At 36.2% G+C, this 16,947-nt stretch carries 14 protein-coding genes; 8 read left to right on the top strand and 6 right to left on the bottom strand.

The features are described 5' to 3' along the window. Nucleotides 1-156: 156 nt before the first annotated feature. Together OMO38_RS13305 and OMO38_RS13300 are read right to left on the bottom strand one after the other, a co-directional pair. Nucleotides 157-501 (bottom strand): phage holin family protein, encoded by a 345-nt coding sequence (locus OMO38_RS13305; protein WP_264750689.1) that lies wholly within the window; start codon nt 499-501, stop codon nt 157-159. A gap of 99 nt (nt 502-600) precedes the next feature. Continuing rightward, nucleotides 601-1,023, bottom strand: coding sequence for a PaaI family thioesterase (locus OMO38_RS13300; protein WP_264750688.1), 423 nt, complete (start codon nt 1,021-1,023; stop codon nt 601-603). Nucleotides 1,024-1,198: 175 nt separating this feature from the next. Between OMO38_RS13300 and OMO38_RS13295 the strand changes: the two genes are divergently transcribed. Together OMO38_RS13295 and OMO38_RS13290 are read left to right on the top strand one after the other, a co-directional pair. Continuing rightward, entirely contained in the window at nt 1,199-1,954 is a 756-nt protein-coding gene (locus OMO38_RS13295) for a hypothetical protein (RefSeq protein ID WP_264750687.1), read from the top strand. Nucleotides 1,955-2,017: 63 nt separating this feature from the next. Continuing rightward, nucleotides 2,018-3,325: a DEAD/DEAH box helicase gene (locus OMO38_RS13290; RefSeq protein WP_264750686.1), complete on the top strand. Its 1,308-nt coding sequence runs from the start codon at nt 2,018-2,020 to the stop codon at nt 3,323-3,325. A 159-nt stretch (nt 3,326-3,484) separates the two neighbouring features. Here the strand turns inward: OMO38_RS13290 and OMO38_RS13285 are convergent, their stop codons facing one another. Then, nucleotides 3,485-4,375 carry an SMP-30/gluconolactonase/LRE family protein gene (locus tag OMO38_RS13285; RefSeq protein WP_264750685.1) on the bottom strand — a complete coding sequence of 297 codons (891 nt, stop codon included), beginning with the start codon at nt 4,373-4,375 and terminating at the stop codon, nt 3,485-3,487. Nucleotides 4,376-4,458: 83 nt separating this feature from the next. Here OMO38_RS13285 and OMO38_RS13280 point away from each other — a divergent pair, with 83 nt between their 5' ends. Then, nucleotides 4,459-4,803: a MerR family transcriptional regulator gene (locus tag OMO38_RS13280; protein WP_034757421.1), complete on the top strand. Its 345-nt coding sequence runs from the start codon at nt 4,459-4,461 to the stop codon at nt 4,801-4,803. Nucleotides 4,804-5,280: 477 nt separating this feature from the next. After that, nucleotides 5,281-6,585 carry a helix-hairpin-helix domain-containing protein gene (locus tag OMO38_RS13275; RefSeq protein WP_264750684.1) on the top strand — a complete coding sequence of 435 codons (1,305 nt, stop codon included), beginning with the start codon at nt 5,281-5,283 and terminating at the stop codon, nt 6,583-6,585. Nucleotides 6,586-6,700: 115 nt separating this feature from the next. On the opposite strand, the gene OMO38_RS13270 is transcribed toward OMO38_RS13275, so the two are convergent. Beyond that, nucleotides 6,701-8,824, bottom strand: coding sequence for a type IA DNA topoisomerase (locus OMO38_RS13270; RefSeq protein ID WP_264750683.1), 2,124 nt, complete (start codon nt 8,822-8,824; stop codon nt 6,701-6,703). Between the two features lie 94 nt (nt 8,825-8,918). Beyond that, on the bottom strand, nt 8,919-9,665 hold the full coding sequence (locus tag OMO38_RS13265) for a metallophosphoesterase (protein WP_264750682.1): 747 nt from the start codon (nt 9,663-9,665) through the stop codon (nt 8,919-8,921). Between the two features lie 348 nt (nt 9,666-10,013). Here OMO38_RS13265 and OMO38_RS13260 point away from each other — a divergent pair, with 348 nt between their 5' ends. From OMO38_RS13260 to OMO38_RS13245, 4 genes are all read left to right on the top strand, one after another. Next, a complete protein-coding gene (locus OMO38_RS13260) occupies nt 10,014-11,042 on the top strand; it encodes a methionine ABC transporter ATP-binding protein (protein WP_264750681.1) in 1,029 nt (342 codons plus the stop codon). After that, a complete protein-coding gene (gene metI, locus OMO38_RS13255) occupies nt 11,035-11,691 on the top strand; it encodes a methionine ABC transporter permease MetI (protein ID WP_264750680.1) in 657 nt (218 codons plus the stop codon). The genes OMO38_RS13260 and metI overlap by 8 nt, the downstream gene beginning before the upstream one ends. 234 nt (nt 11,692-11,925) lie before the next feature. Continuing rightward, complete coding sequence (gene metQ / locus OMO38_RS13250) at nt 11,926-12,735, top strand: methionine ABC transporter substrate-binding lipoprotein MetQ (protein WP_264750679.1); 810 nt, start codon at nt 11,926-11,928, stop codon at nt 12,733-12,735. A gap of 623 nt (nt 12,736-13,358) precedes the next feature. After that, entirely contained in the window at nt 13,359-15,620 is a 2,262-nt protein-coding gene (locus OMO38_RS13245; RefSeq protein ID WP_264750678.1) for a glycoside hydrolase family 3 C-terminal domain-containing protein, read from the top strand. A gap of 93 nt (nt 15,621-15,713) precedes the next feature. Here the strand turns inward: OMO38_RS13245 and OMO38_RS13240 are convergent, their stop codons facing one another. Continuing rightward, nucleotides 15,714-16,658 carry an aldo/keto reductase gene (locus tag OMO38_RS13240; protein WP_264750677.1) on the bottom strand — a complete coding sequence of 315 codons (945 nt, stop codon included), beginning with the start codon at nt 16,656-16,658 and terminating at the stop codon, nt 15,714-15,716. Nucleotides 16,659-16,947: the final 289 nt, after the last annotated feature.

The following is a 16,947-nucleotide window of genomic DNA, read 5'->3' as shown; positions in this document are numbered from 1 at the left end:
AACTGCTAGCGCTTACATAAGGTTTGAAAGAATTTTCTGAAAATATTTTATTCTTTTTTTGTGATACTAGCGAAACAACCCTGCCAGCGTTTAAAACGCTGGCAGGGTTGTTTGTATTATTTGAATTTCTTAAGCTATGTTTACGTAGAAAATTCTTTAATCTTTATCTGCAAACATCGAATTAGCTAAAGAAGTCACAAGAGTCAATAAGATACTGAATACAAATGCCCACCAGAATCCATCAACTGCCATTCCATCGATAAAATAATCGGCAATCAGAATTATTGCGGCATTAATGACCAAAGCGAACAGTCCTAAAGTGATAATCGTAAGAGGCAGACCGAAAAGGCTTAGAATAGGTTTCACAAATAGATTGAGTAATCCCAAAACAACGGCAAAGATAATAGCGGTTCCAAAGCCAGCAAATTCTACCCCCGGTAGAATTTTAGTCAGTAAAAAAGCAACTACTGCCGTGATCAAAAGTCGAATTATTAAGTTCATAATTTATTTTTTTAAGGTTATGCTATTTTAAACAAATGTCATTCCAAGTCTTCGCAAACATCGATGAATTCGAAATTCATAACCAATCTAATTTTAAATTTATTTAATTTTCATCATCGTTACCAAAGAAGTGGCAACATGACTTTCTGATGTACGGTCTTCACTCACGGTATAAATTTCTGTTCTTATAACACTTATTTTACTGCCGCCTTTCACAACGTAAGCTTTTGAAATGAGAGCATCACCAATTGCAGGACGAAGGTAATTTACTTTCAGTTCAACCGTTACAACATATGCATCTTCAGGATAATGACTCACCGCTGAGTAACCGGAAGAAACATCAACAAGCGAGGCAATCATTGCGCCGTTGAACATTCCTGCACTTCTGGTCATCATTTCCATTCTAGGAATTTTAATCGAAACAAAATCGGTTTCTACTTCAAGAAGTTCGGCATTGTAAAATTTTAAAGTTTCTGAGCGGTTGAAACTGTCGGTCATGAGTTGTTTTTTCTCGGGAGTCATGGGATAATGGTTGATGGTTACAAAGTTCTTTAAAATAATCTTTAATTCATGCAGATTGTTTTTTTATATTCGCTTCAAGGTTACATTTTTCATCTTTGTCAATGATGGTATTTTTGATTAATGGCAATTATTAAATACTTTTATTTTAAATCAAATAATTTAAAACAATAATGAATTGAATACTTTCGAAGAAAAATCCATTTTCAAGCTATTCCAAAAAGCATTTAAAAACATGCCGTTTGGAACAGCTGAATTTAGCGATGCTCCTGACGTAATTTACAAGTTGCCAAGTGGGAAGATTATTGGAATTGAAATAACAGAAGCTGTTTACGATGAGAAGTCTATCGGCAGTAGAGAGGGACAAATCAAATTCAACTATGATGTAATAGAAAAACTCAAAGATGAATTACCTTTCAAATTTGTTATTGATATTACACTGAATAATAAGATCAAACTTAAACAGAATAACAGAAAATTAGTCATTGAGAATCTAAAAAAGTTTTGCGTTAAAGAGTTTGCTAGCTTAAATTCATATGAAACAATTCATTTTGAAAATCTGGAATTAGATTGGGGTGATTTAAATAATGAAATAAAAAAACAACTTCTGGCTCAAGGCTACCGCAAACTCCCCATTGAAATTTCAACAATTGCTATAACAAGAAATGATAATATTACTAACTCAACTCATTTGGAGTCAACATTCGGAGTCATTCCTGATTTCACTGATGAAAATTTAGATAAAATATTAGCAAAAAAAAATAACTCTTTAAAAAAATATAAATTTTGTGATGAGCAATGGTTGCTTATCATTGAAGGTTGGGATTTTTACAGTTATTATCAGGAAATAAATATTACGAAAAAAATTACAACTTGTTTTGATAGAGTTTTTATGTACAGAAGATTTAGCTCCGAAGTATCAGTGTTAAAGTAAATTTAAAATCGCTTCTCGAAATTCCTTCAGCAATATAAATCCAAAATCTCCTACCTTTGCAAAATGGAATTAGAATCTATTTACAAAAAACTGCAGATTCAGGATATGAATCAGATGCAGAAATCTACATACAAAACTACGGAAAATAACACGGATGTTGTATTACTTTCGCCTACAGGTTCGGGGAAAACACTGGCTTTTCTGTTTCCAGTTCTCAGAAATTTAAAGAAGGAATCTACAGGAATTCAGGCTTTGATATTGGTTCCGGCAAGAGAACTGGCTTTGCAGATCGAGCAGGTTTTTAAATCGATGGGAACAGATTTTAAAGTAACAGTCTGCTATGGAGGTCATGATAAAAAGATTGAAATGAACAATCTTAAGGTAGCTCCGGCAGTGTTAATCGGAACTCCGGGTAGGATTGCCTATCACATGAGAAATAAAAATCTCGATGTAAAAACCATAAAAAATTTAGTTTTAGACGAATTCGATAAGGCTTTGGAATTAGGCTTCCATGATGATATGGAATATATCATTGAAAATATGTACAACCTTTTTCAGAGAATTCTGACTTCAGCAACTTCGATGGACGAGATTCCGAAATTTACAGGTCTGAAAGATGAAAAAACAGTCGATTTCTTAAAATTGGGTGAAAATAAGCCTGATATTCAGTTAAGAAAAGTAATGACAATTTCTGAGGAAAAACTTGATACATTATTCCACTTAATCTGTAAAATAGGAAATAAAAGGACATTGATTTTCTGTAATCACAGAGAAACAGTAGACCGTATTGCAGATTTGCTATTGGATAAAGGAATTGCCAGAGAAACTTTCCACGGCGGTATGGAGCAGGATGAAAGAGAGCGCGCTTTGCTGAAATTCAGAAATGATACGGCCAGAGTTTTGATCACAACCGATTTGGCTGCGCGTGGTTTAGACGTTCCTGAAGTTGAATCGATTGTTCACTATCAGTTACCAACGACAGAAGATGCATTCATTCACCGAAACGGCCGTACAGCGAGAATGAACGCCAAAGGATTTGCTTATCTGGTAATGACAGAGGAAGAAAAGTTTCCTTTCATCAGAAAAGATACACCTGAAGAATCGGTAAAGGAGTTTTCGAAAGTTCCTGCCAATCCGCCTTTTCAGACGATTTACATCAGCGCCGGAAAAAAAGATAAAGTAAATAAAGTAGATATTGTTGGGTATCTTTTGAAAAAAGGAGAACTGCAGAAAGAAGATTTAGGTCTGATTGAAGTGAAAGACACGACATCCTATGTGGCGGTTTCAAGAACTAAAGTGAGAGAATTACTGAAAAAACTGAGCACTGAAAAACTGAAAGGTAAGAAAGTGAAAATGGAAGTGGCGTACTAAATTTTTCATCAAAAGAATCACACAAGGAAATACCATTGTGATTATTTAAGGTATAGAATCAAAAAAGAAGGACTCGTAAGATCCTTCTTTTTTTCTTTAATTCTAAAGTCTTTATAATTTCAATGTAAAAAACTTTTGCTAATTTTTTGGTAAAACAGCTTACTTAAGTGCAGATGTTTTCGTCGGTAAAGTATACACCGATTTTGAAGCGGTAATAAACAGAATATTATTTTTTTCGCCGCCAAAAGTTATATTCCCCGTCCAGTCTTCAGGAATTTTAATGTGGTGAACTTTTTCGCCTCTGCTGTTAAAAACGGTCACGCCATCTCCAGTGATATAAATGTTTCCTTCTTTATCCAAAGTCATTCCGTCAGAACCCATTTCGCAAAATAATTTCTTTTCAGATAATTTTCCGTCGCCTAGAATATCGTAAACATACGTTTTCCCGGCATCAATATCGGAGACATAAAGTTTTTTCTGGCTGATACTTCCGATAATTCCGTTAGGTTGAACGAAAGTTTCAAGCTTTGTAATTTTTCCATCTTTATTTCTGTAATACAGATTTTTCTCAGGAATTTCTACTTTGAAGTTTTCCCAATAATCTCTTTCGTACAGAGGATCTGTAAAATAAATCCCACCGTTTCCATCAAGCCAAAGATCATTAGGACCGTTTAATCTCTTCCCTTCAAAACCTTTGGATAAAACTTCTACTGATTTATCTTTACCGATTTTCCAGATTTCACCTTCGTTATCGGAGCAGGTTATTAAACGATCATTTTCGTCGAAATAAGTTCCGTTGGCGCGACCTGTTTTATCTGAAAAAAGTTCGATTTTGTCAGTCTTCCAGTCCCAAACATAGATTTTATCGTTGGGCTGATCGGTAAAGTATACATTTCCTGATTTGTCGGTTGCAGGACCTTCGGTAAATTTAAACTGATCTGAAATTAATTTCGGTTCGGTGTTTTCAAACATAGCTTCGTATTTTGTTGATTTGCAACTGAGAAATGCCAAAACTAAACCAACAAGAGCAACATTCAATATATTTTTCATTCTTCTAAATTTAAAGTTTACAATTTACGATTTGCGAAGTGGTTTAAAAAATAATTATCTTTGAATTTTCAGGATTATCAAAAATGAAGACAAATTTACCCGACAAACTGTATTATTCGATAGGAGAAGTTGCCAAAGCATTCGACGTAAACGCTTCATTGATAAGATATTGGGAACAGGAATTCCCTATCATTAAACCTAAAAAAAACAAGAAAGGAAACCGCTATTTCACACCTGAAGACATCAAAAACCTGAAAATCATCTATCATTTGGTGAAAGAAAAAGGCTACACGCTTGATGGAGCGAGAATCGCGCTGACGACCAATTCAAAAATCTCTGAGACGGTGACCTTAATTGACCGGTTGGAATTTGTGAAAGCTGAATTGCTGAAACTAAAGGATTCTCTGGTTGAAAAGGATTCCGAGTAAAATACTTTTTTCGAATGATTAAAATTACAAATCAAAAATATTTAATATCGATTGCCTGGATTTTATTATGCCTTGTCATCATCAGTTTTATTTTTAAATTTAATATGTTTCTGAGAAGTGCACTGATTGGACTTTTTCTAGGTTCGATGGTACAGTTAATCAGTAAACAAAGAACAAAGTCTTAATTTTCATTTCAAAAATTTTAACTTAGAATCAAATCTTAATTTTTACAACTACAGAAATTCTAATTTGATTATTCACTAAGATTCAAAATAATTCCCTTTTCGAAAACCCCAATTCTACGGTAAAACATCTGATTACCAAACGTTTGTTTAAATAATTTTTTATTTGAATTAAGTTTTGAATTAAATAAATTCTTAACTTTATTCTAAGATATTTCACTTTTGAGATATTTCATCTGACGATGAAATTGCTTAAATCCTTGATATCTCACCATAGAAAACATAAAATAAACAGATGAGAAAAAGTTATTACCAAAAGATGGCAGTGCTCGGACTGCTCCTACTTATTCTTCTGGGCTTTCAGAAATATACCGAGAAATCTGACGAACCATTTCCTAAAGTCACTTTTATTTCTGAAAGTTTACCCATAGAATCTCTTTCTGAATTTGATCCAAATGACTTAGACGAAAACCAATGGCAAAAGCTCGGATTTTCACAAAAACAGACAGCAACGATTTTAAAATATAAGCAGATTGTCGGCGGAAAATTTATCTCGAAAGAACAGTTTAAAAAATGCTACGCAATTTCGGAAGACAAATTTAATCAGCTTGAAACATTTATTTTACTGCCTGAAACTAATGCCGAAGCGAAAGGAAATTCAGGTTTCAAAACCTTTGAAAAGAAATCTTTAAACATTACAAGAAAATTTAATCCGGATCGGTTTTCGCAAAACGATTGGGAAAATATGGGATTTTCTGAAAAGCAGGCCGCCGCAATTTTAAAATATAAAAATTATCTCGGTGGAAGTTTTGTAAGTAAAGAGAAGTTTAAAGAATGTTTTATCATCAATGAAGAAAACTACGCGAAACTTGAGCCCTATCTGATTTTACCTGAAAAAACTCCGCCCAATTTTAATGCTTATGCAGGAAAGTCAATTTTAATAAAACATAAAACTCCACAAAGTTCTTTTGACCCAAACACATTGGATGTGAACGGTTGGATAAACTTAGGATTTTCTGAAAAACAGGCAAACGTTATTGTCAATTACCGTGATAGAAATCTAAAAGGAAGCTTTAAAACATTAGATGATATTAAAAACTGTTTTGTGATTTCAGCCGAAAAATTTGAAGAGTTAAAACCTTTTATCAAGTTCAATACCGCTACCATGGCAAAAAGTTCTGATGAGAGAAAGCCGGAATTTAAACAGGAAAAAACCGATTTCTCAAAAGTTGATATGAATTCTATCACTTTCAAACAGCTGTTAGAATTTGGACTAGATGAAAAAAGTGCTGGCTCAATGATTGGTTTCAGAAAAAAACTGGGCGGCTTTATGACCAAAGAACAGATTTTGGAAACTTATAATATTGACAAAGAACTGGTACAGAAATTACTCAGCACTGCTCCACTCGACAATTCGAAAGTTGAACGGCATACTTTGGTAGATGCACCCGAAGAATGGCTGAAAAATCATCCTTACTTTAAATATTCTGCGGATAAAATTATCTTCTACAGAATCAGTAATCCTGATGATAAAAAGATTTGGAAATTACTGAAAACCAAGCCTGAATATGAAGCGAGGATGAAACTTTATTTGAAATAGACGGATGTTTAAAGTTCAATGTTTAATGATTGCCATTTTTCTATAGCAACCAAGGATTCACTATTGGACAAGGTCTGATTTGATGGCTACGTGAACTTCCAGCGTCCAACCTTTACTACTGCAAAACCGTTAAAAACTCGGGAGAAAGCGAGACCATTCCCTCTGTGATACTTTCAGGATGCTTGGTAAACCCTTTTAATTTTGAAGTTTTTCCTTTTAAAACCAAATCCATCAACTGTTTATCTGAAAGTTTTTTTCCGAAAATATCAAAAGATACTTTAAAGCCGCAGTTTTTAAAATCGGAACATCCGACTGCGGTTTTTCCTTTCATCAGGTTGTGTGCTTTGCATTTCGGGCATTGGGTTTCTTCCCAGGACTGCAATTCTTTTTTAACAGACGGTTCGCGTTTTTTCTTCTCTTTTACTTCTTCTTTTTCCTCATGTAAGGTGAAGACTTTGGCTTTTCCATCCACTACTTTTTTGGTCAGTTCCGTCACCATCTGAATCAACTCATCCTTGAACTGGTTGGCTTCATATTCACCACTTTCAATTTTACGGAGTTTTAATTCCCACTCTCCTGTCAGTTCTGGACTTTTCAGCAATTCGTCTTCAATAGTATCAATCAGTTGAATTCCGGTTTGCGTGGCAATAAGATTCTTTCTTTTTTTCTCGATGTATTTTCTTTTGAAAAGTGTTTCGATGATGTTGGCTCGGGTCGAAGGTCTTCCAATTCCGTTATTCTTCATCATTTCTCGAAGCTCTTCATCATCCACCTGCTTTCCTGCGGTTTCCATGGCTCGAAGTAAAGTTGCTTCGGTATAAGGTTTTGGCGGCGATGTTTTTCCCTGATGAATCATCGGTTCGTGAGGTCCGGATTCCCCTACTTTAAACTCAGGAATCGTCTGTTCTTCCTCCTTCTCTTTATCTTTATCGGTCGGTTCTTCTTTGGCATCTTTAGCATAAACAGCTCTCCAACCAGGTTCAAGAATCTGTCTTCCGCTTGTTTTAAAAGGAATCGTTCCTACCTGAGCTTCCACCAAAGTATTTGAAATCTTACATTCAGGATAAAAAACAGCGATAAAACGTTTTGCGATTAAATCATAAATCAATTTCTCTTCCCGTGTCAAATTTTGCGAAGGCGGAATTTCTGTCGGAATAATGGCGTGGTGGTCCGTCACCTTAGCATCATCGAAAACCGATTTCGATTTCGGGATCGGCTGTTCCAGTAAAGGCGAAATCAATTCTTTGTAAATGACCATGCTTTGAAGAATTCCACCAATTTTCGGATATAAACTTTCAGATAGATAGGTCGTGTCAACACGCGGATAAGTAACGTGTTTTTTCTCGTAAAGACTCTGAATATATTTTAAAGTGCTGTCTGCTGAGTAGCCGAATTTTTTATTGGCTTCTACCTGAAGTCCGGTCAGATCAAACAGTCTTGGATTTTTTTCTTTTCCTTCTTTAATTTCGAATGAAAGAATTTCAAAAGGATTGACCTTCAGATACTCCAAACCTTTTTCTGCCCGGTCTAACGTTTTTAAACGATCGATTGCGGCATTGAAAATAACGTCACGGTACTTTGTTTTCAGTTCCCAATATTCTTCGGTAGAAAAAGCATCGATTTCTTTTTGACGCTGAACAAGCATCGCCAAAGTAGGTGTCTGCACCCTTCCAATGGATAAAACCGCTTTATTTCCGCCAAATTTTTTAGTGAAAAGTCGGGTCGCATTGATTCCTAATAACCAATCTCCGATTGCTCTTGCATTTCCTGCGAGATAGAGATTTTTGTAATCTTCGGCAGGCTTTAATTTTTCAAAACCTTCTTTAATGGCTTCCTCTGTCAATGAAGAAATCCATAAACGCTGTACAGGTTTGTCGCACTTTGCCTTCTGCAAAACCCAACGCTGAATGAGTTCTCCCTCCTGCCCGGCATCTCCGCAATTGATGACTTCATCACATTCGGCAACCAGTCTTTCAATAACTTTAAATTGATTTTCAACCCCTTTATTGGGAATTAATTTTATCCCGAAACTGCTGGGAATAATCGGCAGCAAAAACAAATTCCAGGATTTATATTGCGGGCCGTAGTCATGAGGTTCTTTGAGCGTACAAAGGTGCCCGAAAGTCCAAGTCACACAGTAGCCGTTTCCTTCCATGTAGCCCTGTTTAGGCATGGTTGCGCCCAATACTTTGGCAATATCTCTGGCAACGCTGGGTTTTTCGGCAATACAAAGTTTCATGAATAATCGGGTTATAGAAAGGGGTGCAAAAGTCGGGATTTTTTTTGAATTTTATGTTTAGGATGACGAAAAATATTGTTTGAGAAATTTTATATCAGACCTCAATAATAAGTTCCTTTTCATAGCTATTATATTTTTCAGTAACATAACCGTGAGGATTGCAGATTATTTCGGTTCCGCCAATTTTATATCTTGAAGGCGTATGAATATGCCCATGAATCCAATACATCGGCTGATGTTCTTCAATGAAATCTTCCAAGTTGGAAGCATACGCTGAAGTGACAGGGTCGTTTTTAAAATGTTCAGGAACAGATTTCAGACTCGGTGCATGATGCGTAACGACAATATTTTTCATTCCTTTTGAAGCTTCGAGACTTTCTTTGAGCCAATGTTTTGATATCTGATGAATTTTGAAAGTATCAATACTCCGCATTCTTGAATATGACGGATCGCGCCTGATCAATTTGTAATCATTCATCTGAGCTTGGCAAAGACTTCCGTAAGCCATCGGACTTCCAAAAATCGAAAAATCTGTCCATAAGGTTGCCCCATGGAATCTAATTCCTTCAATGTCTACAAAAGAATCTTCCAATACCTGCACATTGGAATTTTTTGATGCTTCTTTAATTTTATTTAAAGTTTTTGGATACGATCCTTTATAATATTCATGATTTCCAAGGACGTAAATGATCGGCTTATCAGGAATTTTATTTTTAATCCATTCGACTCCTTTTGTTCCCAAATTGACGTCACCTGCCAATACGACTATATCCGAGTTATCAAAAGATAAATCAGTAAGACCAAATTCCTGATGCAAATCGCTGATGATTTGAATTTTCATGATTTTAAAATAATTTAATTTAAATGAAAACTGAAATAGTAAATCAAATTAAAAATAATGAGCTAAAAATCAAAAGCTTACAAACGAAACAATAAAAAGTCTACCAAAAAAGTAGACTAATAAAGATTTATGTTCTATATTTGCAACCGTAATGAGTTAGGAAATGAACAGGAGTATAAAATTCAGATACCATTCTATGAAGATGATGACCATCAATTATTTGATGATGCTATGCTGTGTGCCTTTATATGTGAATTTTAGTGGATGACCTTACTTTTTATTATGACATATTTTTAAAGGCTTTACCACGTTGTAGAGCCTTTTCTATTTAACAAAGATTCATTAAAAATGATTGAAATTAAAAATATATCTAAAACTTTTCATCAGAAGAAACAGTCTTTTAAAGCTTTGGAAAATGTAAATCTCAGTATTGAAAAAGGTGATATCGTCGGCATCATTGGATTTTCTGGAGCCGGAAAAAGTACTTTAATCAGAACAGTCAACCTTCTGGAGAGACCGGATGAGGGACAGATCATCATAAACGGTACCGACTTTACCCAATTAAGTTCAAAACAGTTGGCGAAAGAACGCAAAAAGATCGGGATGATTTTTCAGCATTTTAATCTGCTGTCGTCAAGAACTGTTTTCGAAAATATTGCGCTTCCACTAGAGCTTGATAATTTAAGTAAAGAAAAAATCCATGGAAAGGTAAATGAACTTTTAAAAATTGTCGGGCTGGAAGACAAAGCGAACGACTATCCGAAAAGCTTATCTGGCGGACAAAAGCAAAGGGTTGCGATTGCAAGAGCTTTGGCCAACGATCCTTATCTCCTGCTCTGCGACGAGGCAACCAGCGCACTGGATCCCGCAACGACGCAATCTATTCTGCAGTTACTGAGAGACATCAACCATCGTCTAGGAATCACGATTTTACTGATCACTCACGAAATGGAAGTCATCAAAGCGATCTGTAACCACGTTGCTGTCATTGATAAAGGACATTTAGTAATTAAAGGAACTTTGAGTGAAATTATTTCCAACAGAGAAAATCCTATCATCAAACAATTTTTAAACTCAGGAGTTATGACCATACCGCAAGAACTCAGCAAAAAACTGCAGAAAGAGCCGCAAGACGGACTTTTTCCGCTGGTTGAAATTGAATTAAACGAAAAAATAAGCGTTGAAGAACTGCTTTCTATTATTTACGATCAGTATAAAATTCCGTATAAACTTCTGAAAGCTGACGTGGAATATCTGGGCGATTCCAACTTTGGAAAACTTCTTTTGCATCTGAAAGGTAAAGGTGATGAAAATCAGAAAGCCATTTATTATTTTAATCAGAATAATATTCAAAATACTTTAAAAGGATATGCTTAGTGACTCTGTAATTTCGCTTCTTTCAAAAGGAGTTTGGGAAACCGTTTACATGACTTTTGTTTCAGGATTTTTCGGTTTCGTGTTAGGTCTTCCGGTGGGGATTCTGCTTTTCGTTACCCGAAAAGGACAGCTTCTGGAAAATACCATTTACAACAGAATTCTGTCGGTTTTGGTGAATATTTTCAGGTCAATTCCTTTTATTATTCTGATTGTGTGGATGATTCCTTTCACAAGATCAATCGTCGGAACTTCCATCGGAATGAATGCTGCACTGGTTCCATTAAGTATCGGGGCAGCTCCGTTTATTGCAAGACTGGTAGAAAACAGTCTTCTCGAAATTCCAAATGGACTGATTGAAACTGCGAGAGCTTTGGGAGCAACACCGCTTCAGATTATTAAAAAGGTTTTATTGCCTGAAGCTTTGCCTTCACTCATCAATAATGCAACGATTACTTTAATCACATTAGTCGGCTACTCTGCAATGGGTGGCGCTGTTGGAGCCGGTGGATTGGGACAGATCGGGTATCAGTACGGATATATCGGTTACGATGCTTTAATAATGAATCTCGTGCTTGGATTGCTTGTCGCCTTGGTGTTTATCATTCAATTTTCGGGCGACAGATTGGCGAAAAGGGTTGATCATAGATGAGTTGGAGAGTGAGAGAGTTTTAGGGTTTGAGAGTTTGAGAGTCTGAGCGTTTGAAAGTTCGTTAAACGCGGACACGCTAGTATTTTTTTTTCTGTTTAGCGATTTAAGGTGCAAGGATTTTATCAGAGATAAAATTGATTGAGAATAAATAGTGAATTAGATTTCTCCTTGCCCTCCTCTTCCAGCACCCAACATCCCTCACCCAACCATTAAAACAAAAAAAAATAATTTACAATGAAAAAAATAAAAATTCTAAGTTTAGCAGCAGGACTGCTTTTGTTCGGAGCGTGTAATTCTCCAAAAAAAGATGATCCCAATTTCATCAAAGTAGGAATCACTTCCGGACCGGAACAGCAGATTGCCGAAACTGCAAAAAAAGTAGCGAAAGAGAAATACAATCTTGAGGTGGAACTGGTTTCATTCAATGATTACGTAGTTCCGAATGAGGCACTGAACAATGGCGATATCGATGCCAACGCTTTCCAGCACGTTCCTTATCTTGATGAGCAGTCTAAACAGCGCGGTTACAAATTAGCGGTGATCGGAAACACTTTTGTCTACCCTATTGTTGCCTATTCAAAAAAGATAAAAAACGTCAGTAAACTTCAGAACGGAAGCACAATCGTTATTCCTAATGATCCTACCAACGGCGGCCGTTCGCTGCTTTTACTACAGAAAAACGGTTTATTAAAATTAAAAGACGGCATCGGATTACTGCCTAAGGTAACCGACATCGCTGAAAATCCAAAGCAACTGAAAATTCTCGAGATTGAAGCACCCCAACTTCCGAGAGTTCTGGATGATAAAGAAGTTGTGATTGCGATTATCAACAATAATTTTGCAGCTCAGGCCGGTTTGGATGCTGATAAAAACGGAATTTTTAAAGAAGATAAAGATTCGCCCTACATGAATGTCGTTGTTTCAAGAGAAGACAATAAGAACGAGAACAAAGTAAAGAACTTTTTAAAAGCCTACCAGTCTAAAGAAGTGGAAGACAAAGCCAGAGAAATATTTAAAGGTGGGGCGGTGAAAGGCTGGAACTGATGTTGGATGATTGATGGTTGATAGATAATGTTTGATGTTTGATGTTTGTCCGTGAAATTAAAATTCCTCTTCTGTGAAGGGGAATTTTTTTTGAACTAAATCCTGCTATAAAAAGATTTTTTACCACTACAAAATTTAGCTATTCGAATCTCCGTCGTAGTATACAAATTCTCATTAAAACATCTTTACACCTGTAATAATTACACTTTAATAGTAAAACACGCTAATCTTGTAATTCCCCTTCTTCGAAGGGGTGGATTTTTGCAAAGCAAAAAGACGGGGTAGTTTTAAAACGTCCAAGATTTCTTTCTACAATACAGCTTTAGCTTTTGCCGAACATACTACTGACATAAGATTTTATGAAATCCTGCATGTATCAACATTTCCATGCACTACAAAAAACTCATCTCAACATATGATCACATTTACACATCTAATTAGAAACATCAGAACACCTAATTTCAAAATTCAAATCATAAACCATAATTTATAGTCTCGAGTCCAATATCTCAGATCCTTAACTCCATGGTTATAAATAACCATTTGCATAAAAACTCATTTTCTCAATTTGAGATAATAATTATTTTACCTACTTTTGTAATCAATCAAATAAAAAGTTTTTTATGTTGAAGAAAACTGTACTCTTAAGTTTGTTTACGCTAATATCTGCCTCCGCAATGGCTCAAACCAATACTACTCCTGTTTATCTAGACGAATCAAAACCTGTTGAACAGCGGGTTCAGGATGCATTATCCAGAATGACGCTTGAAGAAAAAATTGCGATGCTTCACGCGCAGTCAAAGTTCAGTTCGCCCGGAGTTCCAAGATTGGGAATTCCTGAATTTTGGACTACCGATGGACCGCACGGCGTTCGCCCCGAAGTTATGTGGGACGAATGGGATCAGGCCGGATGGACGAATGACTCCATCATCGCCTACCCTGCTTTGACAGCTTTATCCGCAACATGGAATAAGAAAATGTCTTGGAACTACGGTAGAGCATTAGGTGAAGAAGCAAGATACAGAAAGAAAGATATCCTTTTAGGACCGGGAGTTAATATTTACCGTACACCTTTAAACGGTCGAAACTTCGAATACATGGGTGAAGATCCCTATTTAACTTCTAAAATGGTGGTTCCTTACATTCAGGGTGTACAATCGAATGGGGTGGCAACTTCTGTAAAACATTTTGCTTTAAACAATCAGGAAATGTTCCGTCATACCAGCAACGTTATTGTAGACGATAGAACGCTATATGAAATTTACCTTCCACCTTTTAAAGCGGCAGTGACTGAGGGAGATTCCTGGACGATTATGGGTGCTTATGACATGTATAAAAACCAGTATGCCAGCCAAAACAAATTCCTTTTAAATGATATTCTTAAAGGAGAGTGGAAATACAAAGGTGTAGTGGTTTCAGACTGGGGTGCGGTTAATAATACCGAACAGGCCATTCAAAACGGGCTTGATGTTGAATTTGGAAGCTGGACCAATGGTCTCTCTGCCGGAACCAGAAATGCTTACGACAACTATTATTTGGCAAAACCCTATTTAGATCTAATTAAATCAGGAAAAGTAGGAACGGTTGAGCTTGATGATAAAGTGACCAGACTTTTGCGTCTGGCTTACAAAACAACGATGAATACCAAAAAACCTTTCGGAAACATCGCTTCTGAAGAACATAAAGCAGTCGCAAAAGAAATTGGTGAAGAAGGAATCGTTTTGTTGAAAAATCAGGGAAATATACTTCCAATCGATTTAAATAAAACTAAAAAAATTGCAGTCATTGGTGAAAATGCGATCAAAGTAATGACCGTCGGCGGAGGCTCATCTTCATTAAAAGTGAAATACGAAACTTTACCATTAGATGGAATCAAAGCAAGATTCGGTAAAAATTCTGATGTACAGTTCGCAAGAGGATATGTAGGCGATGTGGGTGGAGAATACAACGGTGTGAAATCCGGTCAGGATTTGAAAGATAACCGTTCCCCTGAGGAATTATTAAATGAAGCGGTGGAGCTGGCAAAAAATTCTGATTATGTTATTTTCGTTGGTGGTTTAAACAAATCCGACTTTCAGGACAGCGAAGGAAATGACAGAAAAAGTTATGGACTTCCGTATAATCAGGATAACGTGATTTCGGCGCTGGCAAAAGCCAATAAAAACTTTACTGTAGTTTTGGTAAGTGGTAATGCAGTAGCGATGCCGTGGATCAAAGATGTTCCGTCAGTAGTTCAGGGCTGGTATTTGGGTTCTGAGGCCGGGAACTCAATTGCTTCTATTCTATCAGGTGATGCGAATCCTTCAGGAAAACTACCCTTCACATTCCCTGTAAAACTGGAAGATAATTCTGCTCATGCCATGGGAGAATATCCCGGAAACAAAGAAGAGCTGGCTGCCGGAAAAGGTAAAGATCAGAAAAACCCAATCAACATAAAATACAACGAAGGCATCTTTGTAGGCTACCGTTGGCATGATACTAAAAAAATCAAGCCTTTATTCAGCTTCGGTCACGGTTTAAGTTATACCACTTTTGAATTTGGAAAAGCAAAAGCCGACAGGATAAGCATGACTCAAAATGATAAAATTACATTCACGGTTACGGTAAAAAACACAGGTAAAAAGGCCGGTGCTGAAGTAGCTCAGCTGTACATTAGCGATGTAAAGTCATCTGTCGAACGCCCTGCAAAAGAGCTGAAAGGTTTTGAAAAAATATTCTTAAATCCTGGCGAACAAAAAGAAGTGAGTTTTACTATCGATAAAACGGCTTTGAGTTATTTTGATATCCAAAAACATGATTGGGTCGCAGAACCCGGAGATTTTGAAGCACAAATTGGAAACTCTTCAGATGCTATTAAAACAAAAATAAAGTTTACCCTTAAATAAGTTGCGTTATTTAATTCACAACAGTTATACAAAAATCCCGGTCACTGAAGTTTCAAAGTGCCGGGATTTTTATTTTATGCTTTTATTAGACCTTTATTGACTCACTTTATTCAAAAGTTCAATGTCCTCAGAGCTTAAATTTAATTCAGGAGCCTGAAATAAAGTTTCTAACTGCGATTTGCTCGTAGCACTTACAATAGGTGCCGTAACTAATGGGTTTGCCAACAGCCAGGCCAGAGCCACAGAAGCCTGCGTGGTTTCATGTTTTTCGCTGATTTGATCCAATGCCTTTAGAACTTCACTACCCTTTTCATTAAGATACTTTCTTACGCCTTCTCCTCTAGCACTTTTCGCGAGATCTTCTTCCGTTCTGTATTTTCCCGTCAGAAATCCTGCAGCCAAAGACCAATAGCTAAAGACACTCAGATCATATTCTTTCACTAAATCAGCATACTCAGTTTCAAATTTTTCCCTTTCCAGTAAATTATAGTGTGGTTGCAGAGCAACGTATTTAGGAAGATTATTTTTATCAGCAACTTCAAAAGATTCTCTCAATCTTTCAGGAGTAACATTTGACGCTGCGATATAACGAACTTTTCCTGCTTTAATGATTTCGTCGTAAGCTTCCAACGTTTCTTCAACCGGAGTCTTATGATCATCAAAATGAGTATAATAAATGTCAATATGATCCGTCTGGAGCCTTGCCAAAGACTCGTCAACAGATTTCAAAATATGTTTTTTACTGATATCAAAATCATGCTCCTTCGTCTCAGAACCAACTTTTGTCGCAATGACAAGTTCATCACGATTTCCTCTTTGCTTCATCCATTTGCCAATAATTTCTTCAGACTGTCCACCTTTTCCATTGACCCACCATGAGTACGTGTCTGCTGTATCAATAAAGTTAAAACCACCTCCTGTAAACAGGTCTAAAATATTGAAAGACTCCTGCTCATCCAAAGTCCAGCCAAAAACATTCCCACCAAAATTAATTGGAGCTGCCAACAAATCTGTATTTTTTATTTTTCTCTTTTCCATAAATCTATTTATTTAATAAGGTTTTGAACTACCAATTTACAAAGGATTTCACACTTTATCTGATCAAAAAAGTGGTAAAAAATAATTAGGGAGATAGAGAAAATGAATTGACCGAAAAGCACGCTCCCTATTAAATTTATTTTAAGTGTCCCGAAAGCTTAAGTGAAATTGACAATTCTAATCCCGGATGCATTTTAAAAAAACTATTGACCTATACTTGACGAGAATATTAAATGATAGCAAAAATTTTCGCCTACTAATATTTAGGAGCTCTATCCAGCTCTCCACT

This window comes from Chryseobacterium kimseyorum, from assembly GCF_025971945.1.
Taxonomy (GTDB): domain Bacteria; phylum Bacteroidota; class Bacteroidia; order Flavobacteriales; family Weeksellaceae; genus Chryseobacterium; species Chryseobacterium kimseyorum.
Note: the sequence above shows the minus strand (reverse complement) of the source record. Positions and strands in the feature narration are given on the sequence as shown.